We start from the raw sequence: 19,197 nt of genomic DNA, 5'->3' as shown, positions 1-19,197 counted from the left end.
TATGCAAAAGGAACCGAAAGCCATTATTTTATTTGGTCACGGAGCGGGAGCAGGGCCTGAGAGTGAGTTTATGCAAACCATAGGGCATGCTTTGACCGAAAGAGGGTTTGTCGTTGTGTTTCATGTGTTTCCGTACTGGCAGAAGGTATTGGAAACCGGTAAAAAACGTCCACCTGATAAAGCTGAAAAGCTAGATGAAAGCTTTATTGCAGCAGCTCAGCAATTAAAAAATGAATACCCCAAGACTCCGTTGCTGGTGATGGGAAAGTCTATGGGTGCACGTGTGGCTTTTCGTTGTGCGCAAAAAGTAGAGGCTGCAGCTCGAATTGGTCTTGGTTTTCCTTTTCATCCGCCAGGCAAGAAAGACAAACATAGAATGAACGAAATAGAAGCTTTGCAAATGCCGAGTTTAATTGTGCAAGGAGAGCGTGATCCATTTGGGAATGTCGAGGCCGTAAAAGAGTTTGCGAGCCAGTATGCAAGTTTGAATGATATCGAGATTTCATGGGTTCCAGCAGGAAACCATGATTTGAAACAACCGAAACGTATAGATGATCTGGCTAAAACAAGCTGGGAAAACATCGTGTCAAATATAGAGAAGTGGTGGGAGAGCGTTCAATGAGTAGTGTGGTGCTATATTGCCGTAGTGGTTTTGAAGGTGAGTGCGCTGCGGAAATCCAAGAGCGCGCAGGCCAATTAGGAGTTTATGGATACTGTAAAACCCAGCCCAATACCGGCATGGTGTTATACGTATGCATGGCCGAAGAAGCCGACCATATTGGACGAAAGGTATCTATCGATTCATTAGTTTTTGCACGGCAATTGTGGGTGAGTGTGGGTGAGTCGAATACGTTGTCGGTTGATGACCGCGTCACTCCGCTTTTGGAGCTGCTGCCTGAAGACTTTCAAGTATGTGGTCAGTTGTGGACAGAAACGACTGACACGAATGACGGCAGAGCACTTTCTCCTCTATGTAAAAAAATAACGCCAGCCTTAACAAAGGCGTTAAGAGCGAAAGGTGTGCTTACGGAAGAACCGAAAACAAATCGTCCTACGTTACACGTGCTGTTTCGAAGCACCCATGCCGCTATGATCGGTTATTCCTACAGTTATAATCACGCACCTTATGCTATGGGCATTCCTCGTATCCGTTCGCCGAAGCTTAGCCCAAGTCGTTCTGGCGCTAAACTAGCCGAAGCTTTTAAAGTGATGGTGCCCAAAGAAGAGTATGAACAGCGCATTCATTCAGGAATGAATGCGGTAGACCTTGGAGCATGTCCTGGTGGTTGGACAGCCGTGCTTGTTGCTGAAGGCATGATGGTAAGTGCAGTAGATAACGGCGCAATTGATGAACAACTTATGGAAACCGGACAAGTTAAACATTTTCGAGAAGACGGGTTTGTTTTCAGACCGAAAAAACGAAATGTTCACTGGCTGGTGTGCGACATGGTGGAGAAGCCGGTGAAGGTAGCGCACTTGATGGCTGACTGGTTTATCGAAGGCTACTGCGAAAATGCCATGTTCAATTTGAAGCTACCCATGAAGCAGCGTTATGCGGCTACTCAACAGTATTTAGAGGCTATTAAGGAAAGGTTGGCCGAGGCAGGAGTTCGTGGTTATGAACTCACTGCTCGGCACTTGTACCATGATCGTGAAGAAATCACGGTTTACTTAAGAAAGCGCCTTAAATCTTAAAGGCGCTCTAGAATAGCTTGAGTGAACTCGTCTGTGCCGTGTTCGCCACCTAAGTCGCGAGTTGTTCTGTCGCCACTTTCAATGGTTTCGCGAAGTGCGTTTAGAATGCGTTTCGCGTTGTCTTGCTGACCTAAATGCTCAAGCATTTGTACAGCAGCTAGAATAACAGAACTTGGGTTCGCCAAGTTTTGCCCGGCGATATCTGGTGCAGAACCATGAACCGCTTCGAAGATTGCACAGTCTTGACCGATGTTCGCACCAGGCGCCATACCTAAACCACCTACAAGACCTGCACAAAGGTCCGAAATAATATCGCCAAATAAGTTGGTGGTTACGATAACGTCGAAGTTTTCAGGGGTCATCACTAATTTCATGCATGTTGCATCGACGATCATCTCTTCAGACTGAATATCCGGGTAGTCTTTTGCGACTTCACGGGCAACGCTAAGGAACAAGCCTGAAGTAGACTTTAATATATTTGCTTTGTGAACTGCTGTAACTTTCTTACGGCCCTCACGTCGCGCCACTTCGTATGCAAAACGAACGATACGCTCACAACCCGCACGAGTAACTTTACTCATGGCTTCAGCTTCAGAACCGTCAGCTGAAGTTGTTTGACCCAAACCTGAATACATACCTTCTGTATTTTCACGAATGGTAATAATGTCGATGTTGTCGTAACGTGCTTGTGTGCCTTTGAAAGAAACAACTGGACGCAGGTTCGCGTACAAGTTGAACTGCTTTCTTAACGTTACGTTAATTGACGTAAAGCCACCACCTACAGGTGTAGTAAGAGGACCTTTTAATGTTACTTTATTGCGTTCGATAGCGTTCAAAGTCGTGTCTGGAAGTAATTCCCCATGTTTATCTAGCGCCACTAAGCCCGCGTCTGCAAACTCATAATTTAAGTCACATCCTGCTTTGTCTAAAATCTTAATTGTTGCATCGATAATATCTGGGCCGATTCCGTCTCCCGGAATAACTGTGATTGTGGTGCTCATGCTCGATTCCTTCTAGGTTTAACTACGAACGCTTGGGAATATAAAAAGGGCGTATAGTTTACACGAAGTTGTATGTCATTTTCGACTTTGATGCATACAACCTTAGTATATGTAGTATTTATTTAGAAAATATGTCGGTAAATTACAGCGGAATAGGCTCGAACGGGCAGTAAAGACCATAGTTGTGCGCGCTGGTATGAATAACGTCATTGAACTCGGTCCAAGAAACCCCTAGCGCACTGAGATACTCGCTTAATGTGTGCTGCCATTCTGAAGGAACCTCGCCGCCTTTTTCGTACATGATAAGTGCCGCCATAGCGCTGAGTTGGCAAAGCACGGCTAAACGATTAGTTGGCTGCTCTGGTTGAGCAAGGAAGTTAACCAACCGAGGAGAAAGCCGCCAATATTCAGCAAGTTTCATAGCACGGTGAAGGTTTGGCTTTTTCGGCATGGTTTGCCAGTCGGTAGGTTGTACCCTTGCGCTAGAGCTTTTAGGTAATGGTTTCCAATGAACCTGTGTGGTCCAGTTGGGGTGATACCAGCAGTCATAGACCCATAAATAGCTGAGCAAATCTGGGTGGCAGGGCATATCTACATTAACAAGCTGGAGCAAACTTTCTAATACACGAGACAAGAATGTTCTTAGCACTAATAGCGGTTCTCGTAATGGAAAATAAGGGTAGTTTAAATGGGTTTCAAAATGAGAAACCAAGATAAGCTCCCGACTGCGCTCTGGTCCCAGCCACAATAATGATTGTTTCAAGCCTAGCAGGTGGGTCTGCTCTGTTTGCGCGGTTGCTTGTTCACGAAGGCGGTCGCTAAGACTTGGATGGCTCTCTAATGCTTGAATGACTTTAGGGAATACTTCGTCGTTATCTGGCCAATTTCGAATAGCCACTAATAATTTTCTAGGTAGTGGTTTGACGCTTTTTACTGGAGCAGATTCTAGGAATTGCAGCTGGTAGTGCACAAGTTGTGAAACAAGCTCCAAACCGTCAGAAAGGTTCTTATATCGAGTCAACTTAGCCAAAGCTCTACCTAGCGAACTACCATTCCATAGACTTTCTACTGTCACTTGAGCAACACGAATAATTTGGCTTGGCGGTCTTCTGAAATTGCCAGAAGCTCCCTTATAACGGCTTAAAATAACTTGGGATAACAAGCTTAATGTGTAGCGTTTGGACATTTGTCGGTAATGGCAGGTCCAACAAACGAGAAGTAGTTCAGCACTTACAAAAGGGTAAACTTTAGAGGTGTTTTGCGCTTGTAAAATTTCCAGTGCCGACAGTAATGTGAGTTCTTTAATGTCAGCAACTTCGAGGGTTTGTTGGGTTATTGCAGCAAGGGTTTCAGTGTCAACTCTAGACTCAGCAAAAACCAACTGTAAGCGGTTATGAAGGTCGAGAAGTGGCTTCATAGAATGACCTTAACCGGCGTAGTCTCGATAAGCTGTGTCGCCCCAAGCTACGAGTTGATCAGTTTGGAAAATAAGCGGCGTTGTTTCGTCACGCGTGGTCACACCGTCTGAAGTAACGTGATGAGTTCGATAAAAAAGAACCAATAACTCCCCGTCGTCAGTCACAATACCTTCGCTGATGTCTGGCGGACCTAGTAATCTTAGTACTTCTTCGCGCCCAGTTCCTAAGGCTAAGCGACCGATGTATTTACGATTAAATACTTCACGCTCACGCCATGTCATATTCTCTGGGTTCGCGGTGTGAAAAGTGAGCACGCTGCCGGCAATAAGTGCGTACACAACAAAACCCATAAGTGCTATTAAAAAACCTTTTAACACCGCAAACTCCTCGTTTGAGAACTTAGTCCTTGGTTACTACTCGGTAACACGGCTCGTAAGCTGTACCACCGGGTAACTTCATTCGGTCTTGCTCAACAAAAGCTTTCAGTAGTGTGTCGAGTGACTTCATTAATGACGGTTCGCCGTTGATTTCATACGGACCATTTTTACGAATTTCAGCAATTCCTGGCGCTTTCACGTTACCGGCAACAATCGCAGAGAATGCACGGCGTAGGTCTGCCGCTAATTGATCTTTTGGACGATCGCGGTGTAAGTCAAGCTTCGCTACATTCTCATGAGTTGGCTCAAACGGATGCTGGAATTGTTCTTCAATGTGTAACGTCCAGTTAAAGTAGTACGCGTCACCGCTTTCACGACGGTAGCGTTTCACCGCCGCCATACTTGCTTGTAAGTGCTGAGCTACCGCTTCAGGATCTTCAATTATAATGGTGTACCACTGGGTTGCTTCTTCACCCAAGGTTTCACGAATAAACTGGTCCAGCATTACGAAGTAATCTTTACTGCTTTCAGGTCCCGTAAGCACAATAGACAGTGCTTGGTTCTTGTTATTTGGGTGCATCATAATGCCGAGAAGATAAAGCACTTCTTCGGCCGTTCCCGCGCCACCAGGGAAAACAATAATGCTGTGAGCGCAGCGTACGAATGCCTCTAGACGCTTTTCTATGTCTGGCATGATTACGAGTTCGTTCACAATAGGGTTTGGCGGCTCTGCGGCAATAATGCCCGGCTCGGTAAGTCCTAAATAACGGGCGTCTTTCATGCGTTGTTTTGCATGACCAATCGTTGCGCCTTTCATAGGGCCTTTCATGGCTCCTGGGCCGCAACCTGTGCAAATATTGAATCCACGCAAGCCCAATTCATAGCCAACAACTTTAGAGTATTTGTATTCTGCTTCGTTGATGGAATGGCCACCCCAGCACACAACCATGTCGGGTTCATGAATAGGTTTCAACGTATTCGCATTGCGTAGAATGTCGAACACAATATGGGTTAGGTGACGAGAGTCGCAGTTTTGGAGCATTGACTCTGGGTAACGTTCACCTACGAATAGAATGTCACGCAATACAGATTCAACGTGCTCGCGAATACCTACAATCAACTCGCCGTCGACAAAGGCGCTTGGCGGTGGGTTAATAAGCTCAAGCTTTACGCCTCGTTCACGGCGAAGCACATTCACTTCAAATTCATTGTGTTGATTGAAAATGTCGTCGGCGTTGTCGGTATGGCTACCTACGTTCAATACTGCAAGAACGCAGTTTCTAAAAAGCTTGTATAAAGCACTGTTTGTGGACTGCTGTAGTCGGTCTATCTCAACCTGAGAAAGCAAGGACATGCTGCCTTGCGGTGATAATGAAATGCGCATGATGCCGTTTCTCTCCTAGCGGCTATCAATCACAACTCGGTTGCGCCCTTGCTGTTTTGCTTCGTAAAGGGCCTTATCTGCACGCTCGAACACTGTACTCATTGTGTCTTGGTCTTTGAATTCTGCAGCACCAACGGAAATTGTGATTGAAATGTCGTTGTTTTTAAACTTGAAAGGAATACTTTGAATACGCTTTCTTGCTTTTTCAAGAGGCTCAAGTAAACCAGTCAATTCCGTTTGTGGGAAAATGATAACAAATTCTTCCCCGCCGAAACGCGCCACAAAATCAGTACCTCGTAGCGACTTTTTCAGCATATTGGCGATGACTTGTAATGTTTTGTCACCTGCAATGTGACCATAAGAGTCGTTAATTCTTTTAAAATGGTCTATGTCAGCGACGGCAATAGCAAGCGGCGTACCGTAGCGTTGCCAGCGCTTAAATTCTAATTCTAGTCTTTCTTCAAAAGCTGCTCGGTTTGGAAGCTTCGTTAGGCTGTCCTGTAAGCTCTTAAATTTCTGTTCTGACAGTTTCTGTTTGTAACCTTCTGCTTCGTCTTCCAATTCCATTATTTTAGACTGAGCCGCTTCTAATTCGCTTTTTAATAATTGATGACTACGCGACTGCAAAGCTTGTTTCTGCCCGAGTGTAGTAACCAAAGTTTCCACATGAACACCAACTTGCTGTGTAAGCTCGCTTAAGTTACATGCATTCGCCGCCGATTCGCTCAATGCTTTAATGCCTTCATCAAGTTTTTTGTCGAGCGTTTTATGTGCTTGCTCGGCTTTGTCTGTTGCTTTTATAGAGCGCGCAACAGAGTTCGAAACATTACCTAAAACTTCGTTTAAACTTTCCAGGAATACTTGTGCGTTTTGGCGTTCTTCATTAATACCTTGAACAATTAAACGAACAACTTGTACGCATGAAAGTACGAACTGGTCTTCGCTTAAACCACTGATAAGCTGCTGGCGAATGTTTTGTAAGCCTGTTGCCGCTGTACCATTTAAGTCGATAAGCGAAATTAAATTCACAAGCTCCTCGCGGAGCTCTGCGTACTTATTGTCGCCATCTTGTTTAAGCTGCTCGAGCATACCTTGGCTGTTACCATTCGATACACGAATGTCCATGCTTTTTTGATAAAGCTCAACCAATTGGGTTAAATACGGCAAGTAATGCAGAACAGAAAATGCTGGGCCCTCAACTTGCGTGATTAAGTCTCGAATTTCTTCGCGGATAGGCTTAGGAAGGTTGCTTAGCTTTTGTAGTCGGCGCGCAGCGGCAAGCATACGTGACTGAGTTGTTTGTAACTCGCGCTGCACGCGTGAGCCATGTTGTTGAAGTACTAAACTGACATCATCCATGACTGGAATAACCGCGTCGATCTTGTCGACACGAGTCATGGCTGAACTCATTTTACTTAGTTTATGGTCTAAGTCTCCGTCGATACCACGAAGCGTGTTTCCTAAGCGTGCGATGAACTGAGTAAGGTTGTTTATGTCTGTACGATAGGTTTTCTCGAGTTGCTCACGTAAGTGGCGGCTTTCCTCAAGTTGGGCCTTTAAACTGCTTGACTCTGAATTAGGATTGCTGTGTTTGCTCACTCGTATTACTCAACTCGTTATTAACAGGTAAATACCGAGACACTTAGTTTACGAAAAAACTACCTGTTAAGACAAAAAAACAATAGTCGTCAGAAGGTTACTTAAACGACTGTATCGTAAAAAATTAGATGTGCCAATTAAACTATAGAAAACATCTCTTATTTTAACATAGCTAGCTGATTGGGTTGAGTATTAATCAATCAAAATGACTAAAAAGTTGCCTACTGGCGCACTGTGCGTTTCATTTGTATAGAGTTTTTGCTTGTTCCTCGCCAAGGGTTAATGTCTAAACCTCCTCGACGAGTGTAGCGAGCTTCTACAGTGAGCAGCTCCGGTTTGGCCAATGCCATAATATCTTGGAATATCCGTTCCACGCACTGCTCATGAAATTCATTGTGATTTCGAAAGCTAACAATGTATTGCAGCAACGAAGCCTGGTTAATTTTAGGGCCGCGATAATGAATGGCTACAGTTCCCCAGTCGGGCTGATTAGTGATAAGGCAATTGGATTTTAAAAGGTTGCTGTAAAGTAGCTCTTCACATTTTTCCTCACCATCTAAACGTAACAATGTCGGGTCGTATTGAAAGGAGGTAGCTTCTTCACAAGCATTGTCTACGCATTTCCCCTGGGGGGTAGCTATACCTAATTCCGTAAATTCTTCTAGTGAGAATAGTTGCACGTGAACAGGGCCTTCTGCGCATTGACTTAAGTCGGTTTCTAATTGCGTTTGTAACTGCGCTTTAGACGGGCGGAATTGGTTAAAACCATTGAGGTAGAGCTTAAAAGATTTCGATTCAATTAAGTTAGGTGTTGTTGCTGGAACAGTTATTTGTGCAATTGCTACACGAGGCATGCCATTTTCAGTTAACCAAGACAACTCATAGCAAGTCCAGATGTCTTCACCATGAAACGGTAAGCTTTTCTCGTTAATGCCTAGTGGATCTCGGTTGAGCTTTCTTGGCACCGCCTGTAGTAACGTTGGGTCGAACTGCTCTGGGTATTGGGTGTCTTTGCCTAAGCCAAGCTTCTCTTTAAAAGGTTCTATCGCTGTTTCAGTTTGGTTCTTAGAGTTCATAACTTAACCTTCGGGCTTATGAATTGGCATACGTGCCATGAAGCAAATACAATGACCGCTATTCTACGAACTTTAAGGAACAGAAACTAGATGAACGCAACAGAAGCTTTGTTATTAGCGTTACATGAAAAGCATCAACTGCAGCACGAAAAGGAAGGTACGCTGCCAGTAACCGATTATGTTGAAGAGTGGGAAGCGCCTTGCTACTTAAAGGAACACCTAGAAAGTGGAGAAGAGCAAATTGCTTGGAAATGGGTAAAGCAACAACCAAAAACCGACTTTGCAAATGTAGAAAAGGCTCTAGAACTTGAAATAGACAGCCAGTTACAGAATTTTTTTGCCACGGTATGGGCCGGTGATATCGACGTTAGTTTTCGCGATCGCGCACTAACACTCCTTCAAGTGCAAGGTCCGGAGGACATGGAAAGGTTGCAACAGAACCTGATCGGACATGTGATGATGAAACAACGCTTAAAGCAGCCTATTACATGGTTTATCGGCTTAACCGACGAAGATGATTTATTACTCACCGTATCTCAAGAAACTGGCGTAGTAGGGCTCGAATACGTGGGTAAAGAGCAACATGAGGTGCTTTCGAGCGACTTACCTACATTCTTAAAGGAATTAGAACTCATCGGTCATTCATAGGTGTAATTTTTACTTGAACGATTAAGTTTTATTCAATAGGTGACAGTTGTTATTGAGTCGTTTATGTTATCTACAACGGTTTTCAAAGCTCATAGAATAACGATAAGAGGGCAAGATGACAGACCACCAAGAACTAGAAAAGTCGGCACAAGATAAGCTGCAGGGCAGGTTAGTTTATCTTGCCTCTGAAGACTTACGCGTAGCGGCATCGTTATTGTTTCAGGCCTACCAAGACGATCCATTATTTCAACAAATATTTCAGGTAGACAAGGAAGGTTACGAACAACGTTTGCGCGCAGCAATAAGGGAAGAGTTAAGTGCATTTTGGCAGGCGCAGCACCCAATGTTTGGTGTCTTTGAAGATGAGACGCTCGAAGGAGTGGTGTGTTTAACTCGCCCAGGTGAACATTTTGGCGACTCAAGGGTATGGCATTGGCGTTTAAAGATGCTCTTAACTGCTGGGTTGGTAAGCACCAAGCAATTACTGGAAAAAGAGCGGCTAATTAAAGAAGCGATGCCAGTAGATAACTATCACATGGTTTCATTCATAGCGGTTCATCCAAGATATCAACAAAAAGGGTTGGGCGATTTGCTTGTTCGTGCGGTTGAACACGAGCTAGAACAAGACGAGACCTCGAAAGGCGTGGCTGTATTTGCTACGCGCCCACAGTATGAGAAATTTTTTGCGGCCCGCGATTATCGCCAGGTTGCAGAACTCGAAGTGAACGGTATTCGCGGCGCTTTGTTGTTCCACGATCGTCCAGAACAATAATGAACATAAGATAGAGGACTAGGTATGGCATTTACTAGTTTTAAAGAGTTTTATCCTTATTATTTGAAAGAGCACAGCGACTTAAAATGTAGGGTCTTGCATTATGTGGGAAGTACATTGGTACTTGCAGAACTTGTCATGTTTTTTCTTACTCTGCATTGGGGTTGGTTAGTGGCTATTCCTTTAACAGGGTATGGCTTTGCGTGGATTGGTCATTTTGTGTTTGAGAAAAACAAACCTGCAACCTTTAAGCACCCTTGGTATAGCCTCGCGGGTGACTGGGTGATGTATAAAGACGCTTGGGTGTACCTGTTTAGTCGGAAAAAAAGTGCTGCAGCCAAGCAGGCTTGGGGCATTTAATTACCACTGATTATAACCGCGTTCAGGTTCAGGACTTGGTTCCTGTGGGACGCGGTAAACGGGTAGTTCTTTACTCACACACTTTAAGTTCACCATATATATAGTGCCTTCATAGCGAGTTTCACCGTCACTTGAAAAGCCGAAACTGAATTCCGCTTGCCATGCTAAACCGCGGTTCCAAACCGGTTTACCCTTTACCCGAGAAAGGTCTAGAAACTGCAACGATTCACCTTTGCATAAATGCAGAATATGGCGTTTGGCGTATTCTTCTTGCTTTCTCCAACTCCAAAAAAGCCATCCGCCCATAGCGGCGACAAGTAGCAGCAGAATATTAATCAGGTTCGCGGTCATGATCTGCCTTTCATATTTGTGATGAGTTTCACAATTTGCTGTTGAAGCTGTTCATTCTGTTGCGGACTATTGAGCAGCTGCAAGCAGTTCATTCTTAATGACGGCAGAGTGACTAGCTCTTTAAATAAAGACTGAAATACTTCTTCGCTATCGGTTGCTAGCACCTCAAAGTAGTTTTGAAATACTTCTGGTTTTGCTAGTGCTTGCCATAGTCGAGCAGCAATAATAATTAAAATTTGAGTGCGTGTTTCACCTTCACTTTGCTGCAAGGTTTTAAGTACGAACTGTTCTACACCTTTTCGATTCGCTACAGACGCCATAGCTTGCAAAAGCACAGGGTTTACCCGTGAGCTTTCGTTGCTTTGCGCTTTCCCAATCAGGTTGTCTGCAAGTGAAGAAGGCAATTGCGCATGTTCAATAGCTTGGCAAACAGCTTGCTGTAGTGGCTCAGGCCACTCTAGTAGATTCAGGTTTAAAGTTTGCTGCACTGATGAATTTTCCAACTTGCGTTGTATAACGTCATGAATACCTTGCACGCCAAGCTGTTGCCAGTCTATGTCTGAGTTACCTGAGAAAAATGCGTCTGCCGACTCAAAGTGAATAGAGGCATTTAGGTCAAAGTCGCGGGTAAACTGAGCATGAAATGCAGCACGTTTGTTCATGTCGGGTGTGAATATGTAAGGGTTCTGCTCTAATAGCGCTTCTTGTTCTTTTGTGGGGTCTTGCGTTAGATCTGACCCTAGTGCTTCCACAATAATACTCATGAAGTGCTGCATAGCCGCTTGCTGGAAGCCTCCGCGTTCGTCTAACGGTAGCGAGGCAAACCAAATGTAGGGTTTGTCTATTGACTGCCAGAATACAAGTGCGAGCCAAGCTTTTTGCTGGCGCGGAGTTGGAAAGGGTTGGCGTCCGGTTTCTACTTCTTCGATAAGGGCAGGGCTGAGCGCACGAACTTGGCGTGAAAGGTCATAGGCACACCAACGACAGCCGCTAGCATTCATAAATTCGGACAAAGTAGAAATTTGGCTCACAACAACTTACCTATATTCTTTTGAATTGCGCAGGCATTCTACTGACTTTATAAAGTGCTCTCCACCTTTTGTTTATGGGTTGTGCAGATTGCCAAGCGTTTTGTCGGTGTACGAATTCAGGTATAATTCGCGATTCATATTGATAGGAGTAGTGGTAATGCATTCGAGTGACTTCAAGCAACAGTTAAGTGCGTTGATTCGTGAACTAAGAGACGAAATGCAAGGTGCTGAGTTATGGGACAGCAAAGCACCGTCGCAAAAAGCCTTGAAGAGCACTCAACCGTTTGCGTATGACACGTTAGAGTTCTATCAGTGGCTGCAATTTATATTTATTCCGAATATGAAAGAACGGATTGATAAGAAAAAGCCTTTACCTAATCGTCTTGAAGTTAGCCCCATGGCGGAAGAAGCATGGCGCGGAAATTGGAAAGAGCGCCGCCAGGTCATATTGGTTTTGCGCAAAATAGATGAAATGTTCAAAAGTGCATAATCTATAGTAGGCAAAGAAGCATGCTTCCTATTTTGTTCCAAGACGAACATATCGTTGTTATTGATAAACCTTCCGGTTTATTAGTTCACCGTACAGCTTTGGCATGGGGTGAAACCGAATTCGCCATGCAACAGCTGCGCGACCAAATTGACCAACATGTTTTTCCTATTCATCGACTAGACCGACCAACGTCCGGGGTATTGGTGTTTGCCTTGAATTCGGAAATCGCCCGAAAGCTAAGTGACGCTTTCGCCAACAGAGAAGTAGAGAAAACCTACCATGCGGTGGTACGCGGTTATATGCCAGATTCAGGTGTAATCGACTATCCATTGGTAGAAGAGTTGGATGACGTCGCAGACAAGCAAGCTTCGAAAACCCCAGAAGCGAAGGAAGCTATTACTGAATTTGAAACTGTGGCGAAAGTAGAGTTACCTTTTAAGGTGAGCAAAAAGCACGATACTAGCCGTTTTTCGTTAGTGAAATGCAAGCCTAAAACAGGAAGAAAACATCAGATTCGTCGACATTTAGCACACCTAAGACATCCAATCATTGGTGACACCAACCATGGTGATGGTAGGCAGAATCGTTTCTTTCGAGAACATTTTGATTGTCATCGGTTGTTGCTCATTGCATCGGCAATTCGTTTCGAGCACCCGGTAACTCAAGAAGAAATACACCTCGAGCTACCCTTGCCCGAGGTGTTTAAAACAGCTTTTAGAGATTAGTCAGCGGCGCGTAATAGCTCGTTGATACCTACTTTTGCTTTCGTTTTTTCGTCAACTTTCTTCACAATAATGGCAGCGTATAAAGAGTGCGTGCCATCTTTTGAAGGTAGCGAACCAGGAACAACTACGGCACCTGCCGGTACTCGACCATAATGAATTTCCCCTGTTTCACGGTCAAAAATACGGGTGCTTTGACCAATGTATACGCCCATTGAAATAACTGCGCCTTGCTCAACAATAACGCCCTCTACAATTTCAGAGCGTGCACCAATAAAGCAGTTATCTTCAATGATGGTTGGCGTAGCTTGCAGTGGTTCAAGTACGCCTCCAATGCCAACACCGCCCGACAAGTGCACGTTTTTACCGATTTGTGCGCATGAACCTACAGTCGCCCAAGTATCGACCATGGAGCCTTCGTCGACATAAGCGCCAAGGTTAATGTAACTAGGCATAACCACGACATTTTTACCGACAAAGCTTCCTTTTCGAACCATTGCAGGTGGAACAATGCGAACTCCGTCACGTTGAAAGTCAGCTTTCGTGTAGTCTGCGTATTTGCTGGGTACCTTGTCGTAAAAACGGGTTTCACCGCCTTCCATCACTTCATTATCTGACAAGCGGAAGCTAAGAAGTACCGCCTTTTTTACCCACTCGTTTACAACCCATTCAGAGCCATTTTTTTCTGCTACACGAAGTGTGCCTTTGTCGAGTTCTGCAAGTACTTCGGTAACCGCGTCACGCACGTCTTGTGGTGCTGAAGTGGGTGAAATGTCTGCGCGGTTTTCAAATGCTTGTTCAATCACTTGCTGTAAAGAGCTCATTGATTTTTCCTTTTAACTGTCGAGTTCTTGAATAATTGCCTGTCGTAAATCGTGCTGCTCGTTTTCATTGAGCGCCTCATAGTTACTGTTGGTGACCATGAAAAAGTCTTCTGCTTGTTCTCCCACAGTGGTGATTTTTGCCGCCATAACAATCACCGACTGAGCTTGAAAAACTCTAGCTAAACGGGCAATAAGACCTGGGCGGTCTAGCGTGACGAGTTCAAAATGGGTTCGCCGTTGGCCCTTGTGCGAGAGAAAGTTTACTTTGGTTTTCACCGTGAAATTTTTCATACGCCTTGAAAGCGGGCGATGATGTATCGGTGGGTTACTACGTTTGCGCAGAACGTCTTGTAAATGCTGCTGAACTTCGGCAATACGGTCTAAACTTTCTAATGGTGAACCGTCTTGTTCTAATACAATGAATGTATCCATAACAAAGCCGTCGCGTGTATTCAGGATTTGTGCGTCGTGAATACTTAGGTGTTCTGCATCGAGCACAGCTGTAACGTTGGCGAACAGGTGGTTCTCTTCAACATGATAAATAAATATCTCTGTTGTGCCTTGGTTGTTTTCGTCGCCAATTAAAATAAGCGGTAATTGCCGGTCTTTTACATTCGTTAAATGCTGGCTATGCCACGCAATCTGTTCTGGCGTGTGGCGAGAAAAGTAGTCCGCAGTAAACCGTGACCAAAGATGCTGAATGTCTTCTACATTAAAGCCAGCGCTAAGTAACAAAGCCAATGCATTTTGCTTATTTTCTTGAACGCGCTCTCTCAGTGTTGTTTTACTCTCGCCGTCGTTACCTAATGTTGCTTCGGTTGCTCGGTACAGTTCTTCTAGTAGCGTTGCTTTCCAGTTATTCCAAAGGTTGGCGTTGGTTGCGCGAATGTCTGCTACGGTAAGGCAATACAAGTGCTGCAAGCGGCGCTTTGTTTTAACTTTTTGAGCGAACTCTCGAATAACATCAGGGTCGTAAATATCTCTTTTCTGAGCAGTCATCGACATTAACAGATGTTGCTCAACTAACCAGGCTACAAGTTCTGTGTCTTCTGTGTTGTAACCATGTTGAGCACAGAATTCGCGCGCGTCAGCAGCGCCAAGTTCTGAATGATCGCCTCCACGTCCTTTCGCGATGTCGTGGAATATCCCTGCTAAAAACAATAGTTCAGGCGTTTTAAAGTTTTGTACGAGTTCGCTACATAGCGGGAATTGTTCACTTCTTGCTGGCAGAGTAAAGCGGTATAAATTGCGAACAAGCCTAAACGTGTGTTCGTCGACTGTATAGGCATGGAATAAATCGAACTGCATTTGCCCAACAATTTGCGCCCAAGCGGGTAAGTAGCAAGCTATTATTCCGTGGCGATGCATTAGCGTGAAGGCGCGACCGAATCCTTTTGGGGTAGCCACGAGCTGGCAAAATAGCTCACGGCATTCTGCTATTTCACACAATGGTTTTTCTTGTTGCGAGCGAGCGTTTCGCAACAGCCTTATGGTATGGGAGTGAATACCTTTAATACGTTTGTCTGCGGCAATGGTAATAAAGAACCGCATAATGTTAACTGGATTTTCAAATACGTCGTCGGCACTCGCCATAATAAGGTTACCGGTGCGCGCGAACTGTTCTGAAATAACTTCGGGTTGCTGTAAGTCGGTTGGACCAAGAATAGCCTGCTCAAAAAATTGCAGCAGCATTCGGTTGAGCTCACTGACTTTTAAAACGACTTGGAAGTAGTCCTTCATCATTTTTTCAACGGCTGCTTTTCCTGCATTTCCATATCCTAGCCAGCGGGCAACTTCAGGCTGATAATCAAATAGTAACCGGTCTTCGCATTTACCAGCAGTTAAATGTAGTGCGTAGCGTATTCGCCATAAAAAATTCTGACATTCGCGTAATTCGACGAACTCATCGGCAGTAATGTAGTTGTATTCCACCAAGCTTTCGTCTTTGCGAGTTTTAAAGTGCTGTTTGGCTATCCAGTGAATCGTTTGAATGTCGCGAAGGCCACCCGGAGAGCCTTTGATATTCGGTTCCAAGTTATACGAGGTACCGTGAAAGTTCTGGTGTCGTTTGGTCTGTTCATCACTTTTAGCTTGGTAGAAGTCACGGCTTTGCCAAGGAAACTGTGTCATTACCGAGCCGTGTAGTGCTTCAGACAAAGATTGCTTGCCGGCAACAATGCGACTTTCAATTAAAGATGTAGCGATAGTAATGTCAGCGGCTGCCTGTAACATGCAATCGGGCACGGTGCGCACAGCGTGGCCAATATCAATCTTTAAGTCCCATAAATGGGTGATGAAAGCGCTAAGCTTTTCTTCTTGTTCCAAGCTAAGTTTGCTCTCAAAAAGTATGAGTAGATCAATGTCGGAACCAGGGTGCAGCACGGCGCGTCCATAACCACCAACAGCCATTAAGGTTAGAGGCTCTTGCTCTAGTTCCAGAATTGTCCAGAGGTTACGAAGTAGGTCGTCGAAAAAGCCTGCTCGGTCGTGAACAAGAGTGTCAATTTCGGCAACGAAGAATTGCTCAGCGGCCCATTCGTTGTAGGCCTGCAACTGTGCTCGCCATTGCGATATAGGTTGCAGGCTTTCAGGCCAGATTGGTCTGAATAAACTGGGCGTATCAACGATCATCTATGCACCGATAACGCGTGGAAGGTCTTCATCCTCTCGCAGTGTTAGCACTTCAACGCCTGTCTCTGTAACTAACATCGTATGTTCCCATTGCGCACTTAGGCTGCGGTCTTTGGTTAAAACTGTCCAACCGTCACTAAGCGTTTTAGTGTTGCGTTTTCCTGCGTTGATCATAGGCTCGATGGTTAAGCACATACCAGCCTGAAGTGTTTCTCCGGTACCAGGACGACCATAATGCAAAACTTGTGGGTCTTCATGGAATTCGTTGCCGATTCCATGCCCGCAATATTCACGAACGATAGAATAGCCAAACTTCTCACCGTACTTTTGTATGGCGGCACCAATGTCGCCAAGCTGAACACCGGGTTTGACCATTTTAATCGCTAAGTAGAGAGCTTCTTGCGTGACTTTAGTTAAACGGTTCGCCAGAATGCTACCTTCACCCACAATAAACATTTTGCTCGTGTCGCCGTGGTAACCGTCTTTTTTTACGGTAACGTCGATATTAATGATGTCGCCGTCTTTCAGCTTTTTATCGTTCGGTATGCCGTGGCATACGCAATGGTTAACAGACGTGCAAATCGACTTCGGGAAGCCATGGTAATTCAGTGGCGCAGGGTAGGCGTCGTGAGCGACAATGTAGTCATGACAAATTTGGTTCAACTCGTCTGTGGTTACACCCGCTTTAACGTGCTCACCAATCATTTCCAATACGCTTGCTGCGAGTCGCCCAGCGACTCGCATTTTTTCGATTTCTTCAGCCGTTTTAATTTTTATCGCCATGCGATTCAGATCTCTACTTCTTCAAATGAGTTGTAGCTCAAAAAATAGGGTTTTGAACTGCTCTAAATTGTCATGTAAAGGAGTTTACCAGAATCAGTTAAAAATGGCATCCGGCTTGTAGTTTTATGGTGGTTATGGTATAAATCGCGCCGCCTGAGAAAACAAAGTTCTTTCGGCACAAACTATTTAAATTAAACACACATATACCGTCACATGGTGCGGGGTGCTCGGAAACGGGTCGCAGCATGGGGTGTATGGAGGCTTAACCCCTTAAAAAGGAAAAATATTATGGCTAATGTGTCGATGCGCGACATGCTAAAAGCTGGTGTCCACTTCGGTCACCAAACTCGTTTCTGGAACCCAAAAATGAAGCCTTTCATCTTTGGCGCGAGAAACAAAATTCATATCATCAACCTTGAGTCTACAGTTCCAATGTTTAACAAAGCATTGGGTCACCTTTCTCAAATCGGTGCAAACAACGGTAAAGTTCTTTTCGTAGGTACTAAACGTGCTGCGTCTGAGCAAGTAGAAACTGCAGCAAAAGCTTGTGGTCAGTACTACGTTCAACACCGTTGGTTAGGTGGTATGTTGACGAACTGGAAAACAGTTCGCCAGTCAATCAAACGTTTGAAAGATCTAGAAACGCAAAGCCAAGACGGTACTTTTGATAAGTTAACCAAGAAAGAAGCACTAACGCTTACGCGTGAAATGCAAAAGCTTGAAAAGAGCCTTGGTGGTATCAAAAACATGGGCGGTTTGCCTGACGCATTGTTTGTGATCGACGCTGATCACGAGCACATTGCAATTAAAGAAGCAAACAACCTAGGTATTCCTGTTATTGCAGTAGTCGATACAAACTCTGATCCAGACGGCGTTGACTACGTGATTCCTGGCAACGACGACGCAATTCGCGCGATCCAGTTGTACTTGAACTCAGCTGCAACTGCTATTACTGAAGGCCGCAATCAAGGTGGCGCAGAAGTAAACAAAGCTGACGATTTCGTTGAAGCAGCTGACGAAGAAGCGAGTGCCGAGTAATTGGTATTTGAGCGGTCCGGCGCAAGCCGGGCCATTTTCGAAAGAATTCTGACGTATTGAGGTTTGAATCATGGCGATTACTGCTGCGATGGTTAAAGAACTGCGCGAGCGTACTGGCGCAGGTATGATGGATTGTAAGAAAGCATTGCAAGAAGCTGGTGGTGACATCGAGCTTGCAATCGAAAATATGCGTAAAAGCGGTCAAGCTAAAGCGGCTAAGAAAGCAGGCCGTATTGCTGCTGAAGGTGTAATTCTTACTAAATCTGAAGGTAACGTAGGTACTCTAGTTGAGCTTAACTGTGAAACTGACTTCGTTGCTCGCGACAACAGCTTCCTTGGTTTTGGTGGTCAAGTAGTTGAAGCTGCATTCGCAAACAAAGAAAACGATGTAGAAGCTTTGCGTGCAACTAGCATCGGTGATGCAACTGTTGACGAAACACGCGAAACTTTAGTAGCTAAAATCGGTGAGAACATGAACGTTCGCCGTGTAGCTACAATTACTGCTGGCGACCTAGTTGGAACTTATGTTCACGGTGGCCGCATTGGTGTTGCTGTTGCAATCACTGGTGGTGACGCAGAACTTGCTAAAGACATTGCTATGCATGTTGCTGCAAGTAACCCACAATTCGTTAAGCCAGAAGACGTTGACGCAGACGTTATTGCAAAAGAGCGTGAGATCCAAATCGACATCGCTATGCAGTCTGGCAAGCCGAAAGAAATCGCTGAGAAGATGGTTGAAGGCCGTATGAAGAAATTCACCGGTGAAATCAGCCTTACAGGTCAGCCTTTCATTAAAGAGCCAAGCAAATCAGTTGGCGAATTGTTGAAAGAAGCTGGTGCTGACGTTGTTACTTTTGTTCGCTTTGAAGTGGGTGAAGGTATTGAACGTAAAGAAGAAGACTTCGCAGCTGAAGTTCAAGCTCAGGTAGCTGCTGCTAAAGGTTAATAGCATGGCAACGAAGCCGAGCAAACAATAGTAAATACCGCGCCTGACGTT

Annotated in this window: 20 protein-coding genes; 9 read left to right on the top strand and 11 right to left on the bottom strand. The window is 44.9% G+C overall.

Annotated features, from left to right (window positions below):
* The first annotated feature begins 1 nt into the window (after position 1).
* Positions 2 to 622, top strand: coding sequence for an alpha/beta family hydrolase (locus tag EYQ95_RS04415; RefSeq protein WP_111913917.1), 621 nt, complete (start codon positions 2 to 4; stop codon positions 620 to 622).
* The gene (gene rlmM, locus EYQ95_RS04410; protein WP_111913918.1) at positions 619 to 1,695 is read left to right on the top strand and encodes a 23S rRNA (cytidine(2498)-2'-O)-methyltransferase RlmM; all 1,077 of its coding nucleotides are present in this window, start codon (positions 619 to 621) and stop codon (positions 1,693 to 1,695) included. The genes EYQ95_RS04415 and rlmM overlap by 4 nt, the downstream gene beginning before the upstream one ends.
* Here rlmM and EYQ95_RS04405 read toward each other — a convergent pair.
* The 6 genes from EYQ95_RS04405 to queF all read right to left on the bottom strand — a co-directional run bounded on the left by EYQ95_RS04405 (position 1,692) and on the right by queF (position 8,550).
* Positions 1,692 to 2,696 (bottom strand): isocitrate dehydrogenase, encoded by a 1,005-nt coding sequence (locus tag EYQ95_RS04405; protein WP_111913919.1) that lies wholly within the window; start codon positions 2,694 to 2,696, stop codon positions 1,692 to 1,694. The two genes, rlmM and EYQ95_RS04405, sit on opposite strands and share 4 nt — an antisense overlap.
* Positions 2,697 to 2,838: 142 nt before the next feature.
* Positions 2,839 to 4,113: a hypothetical protein gene (locus tag EYQ95_RS04400; RefSeq protein WP_111913920.1), complete on the bottom strand. Its 1,275-nt coding sequence runs from the start codon at positions 4,111 to 4,113 to the stop codon at positions 2,839 to 2,841.
* Between the two features lie 9 nt (positions 4,114 to 4,122).
* Complete coding sequence (locus EYQ95_RS04395) at positions 4,123 to 4,491, bottom strand: DUF3192 domain-containing protein (protein ID WP_207916214.1); 369 nt, start codon at positions 4,489 to 4,491, stop codon at positions 4,123 to 4,125.
* 22 nt (positions 4,492 to 4,513) lie between these two features.
* Positions 4,514 to 5,875, bottom strand: a complete 1,362-nt coding sequence (gene ppnN / locus EYQ95_RS04390) for a nucleotide 5'-monophosphate nucleosidase PpnN (protein ID WP_111913921.1) — start codon at positions 5,873 to 5,875, stop codon at positions 4,514 to 4,516.
* 15 nt (positions 5,876 to 5,890) lie between these two features.
* On the bottom strand, positions 5,891 to 7,474 hold the full coding sequence (locus EYQ95_RS04385; RefSeq protein ID WP_111913922.1) for a GGDEF domain-containing protein: 1,584 nt from the start codon (positions 7,472 to 7,474) through the stop codon (positions 5,891 to 5,893).
* 221 nt (positions 7,475 to 7,695) lie between these two features.
* Complete coding sequence (queF, locus tag EYQ95_RS04380; RefSeq protein WP_111913923.1) at positions 7,696 to 8,550, bottom strand: NADPH-dependent 7-cyano-7-deazaguanine reductase QueF; 855 nt, start codon at positions 8,548 to 8,550, stop codon at positions 7,696 to 7,698.
* Between the two features lie 90 nt (positions 8,551 to 8,640).
* Here queF and syd point away from each other — a divergent pair, with 90 nt between their 5' ends.
* From syd to EYQ95_RS04365, 3 genes are all read left to right on the top strand, one after another.
* A complete protein-coding gene (gene syd / locus EYQ95_RS04375) occupies positions 8,641 to 9,198 on the top strand; it encodes a SecY-interacting protein (RefSeq protein WP_111913924.1) in 558 nt (185 codons plus the stop codon).
* Between the two features lie 115 nt (positions 9,199 to 9,313).
* A complete protein-coding gene (locus tag EYQ95_RS04370) occupies positions 9,314 to 9,970 on the top strand; it encodes a GNAT family N-acetyltransferase (protein ID WP_111913925.1) in 657 nt (218 codons plus the stop codon).
* A 24-nt stretch (positions 9,971 to 9,994) separates the two neighbouring features.
* Positions 9,995 to 10,330 (top strand): DUF962 domain-containing protein, encoded by a 336-nt coding sequence (locus EYQ95_RS04365; RefSeq protein ID WP_111913926.1) that lies wholly within the window; start codon positions 9,995 to 9,997, stop codon positions 10,328 to 10,330.
* Here the strand turns inward: EYQ95_RS04365 and EYQ95_RS04360 are convergent, their stop codons facing one another.
* Positions 10,331 to 10,681 (bottom strand): DUF3301 domain-containing protein, encoded by a 351-nt coding sequence (locus EYQ95_RS04360; RefSeq protein WP_111913927.1) that lies wholly within the window; start codon positions 10,679 to 10,681, stop codon positions 10,331 to 10,333.
* Positions 10,678 to 11,712, bottom strand: coding sequence for a DUF3549 family protein (locus EYQ95_RS04355; protein WP_111913928.1), 1,035 nt, complete (start codon positions 11,710 to 11,712; stop codon positions 10,678 to 10,680). The genes EYQ95_RS04360 and EYQ95_RS04355 overlap by 4 nt, the downstream gene beginning before the upstream one ends.
* A gap of 157 nt (positions 11,713 to 11,869) precedes the next feature.
* On the opposite strand from EYQ95_RS04355, the gene EYQ95_RS04350 reads away from it, so the two are divergent.
* Positions 11,870 to 12,202 (top strand): YqcC family protein, encoded by a 333-nt coding sequence (locus EYQ95_RS04350; protein ID WP_111913929.1) that lies wholly within the window; start codon positions 11,870 to 11,872, stop codon positions 12,200 to 12,202.
* Positions 12,203 to 12,222: 20 nt separating this feature from the next.
* Entirely contained in the window at positions 12,223 to 12,927 is a 705-nt protein-coding gene (gene truC / locus EYQ95_RS04345) for a tRNA pseudouridine(65) synthase TruC (protein ID WP_111913930.1), read from the top strand.
* Here truC and dapD read toward each other — a convergent pair.
* Genes dapD through map form a run of 3 tightly spaced genes read right to left on the bottom strand, consistent with a single transcriptional unit; the run spans position 12,924 to position 17,162 of the window.
* Positions 12,924 to 13,748, bottom strand: coding sequence for a 2,3,4,5-tetrahydropyridine-2,6-dicarboxylate N-succinyltransferase (gene dapD, locus EYQ95_RS04340; protein ID WP_111913931.1), 825 nt, complete (start codon positions 13,746 to 13,748; stop codon positions 12,924 to 12,926). The two genes, truC and dapD, sit on opposite strands and share 4 nt — an antisense overlap.
* 12 nt (positions 13,749 to 13,760) lie before the next feature.
* Entirely contained in the window at positions 13,761 to 16,379 is a 2,619-nt protein-coding gene (glnD, locus tag EYQ95_RS04335; RefSeq protein WP_111913932.1) for a [protein-PII] uridylyltransferase, read from the bottom strand.
* Positions 16,380 to 17,162 carry a type I methionyl aminopeptidase gene (gene map, locus EYQ95_RS04330; RefSeq protein WP_111913933.1) on the bottom strand — a complete coding sequence of 261 codons (783 nt, stop codon included), beginning with the start codon at positions 17,160 to 17,162 and terminating at the stop codon, positions 16,380 to 16,382.
* Positions 17,163 to 17,450: 288 nt separating this feature from the next.
* Between map and rpsB the strand changes: the two genes are divergently transcribed.
* On the top strand, positions 17,451 to 18,200 hold the full coding sequence (rpsB, locus tag EYQ95_RS04325) for a 30S ribosomal protein S2 (RefSeq protein ID WP_111913934.1): 750 nt from the start codon (positions 17,451 to 17,453) through the stop codon (positions 18,198 to 18,200).
* Between the two features lie 70 nt (positions 18,201 to 18,270).
* A complete protein-coding gene (tsf, locus tag EYQ95_RS04320) occupies positions 18,271 to 19,146 on the top strand; it encodes a translation elongation factor Ts (RefSeq protein WP_111913935.1) in 876 nt (291 codons plus the stop codon).
* The last annotated feature ends 51 nt before the right edge of the window (positions 19,147 to 19,197 follow it).

The sequence above is a fragment of the Lysobacter sp. N42 genome, assembly GCF_004344885.1.
The sequence above is the reverse complement of the archived record's forward strand: the minus strand, read 5'-3'. Positions and strand labels throughout refer to the sequence as shown.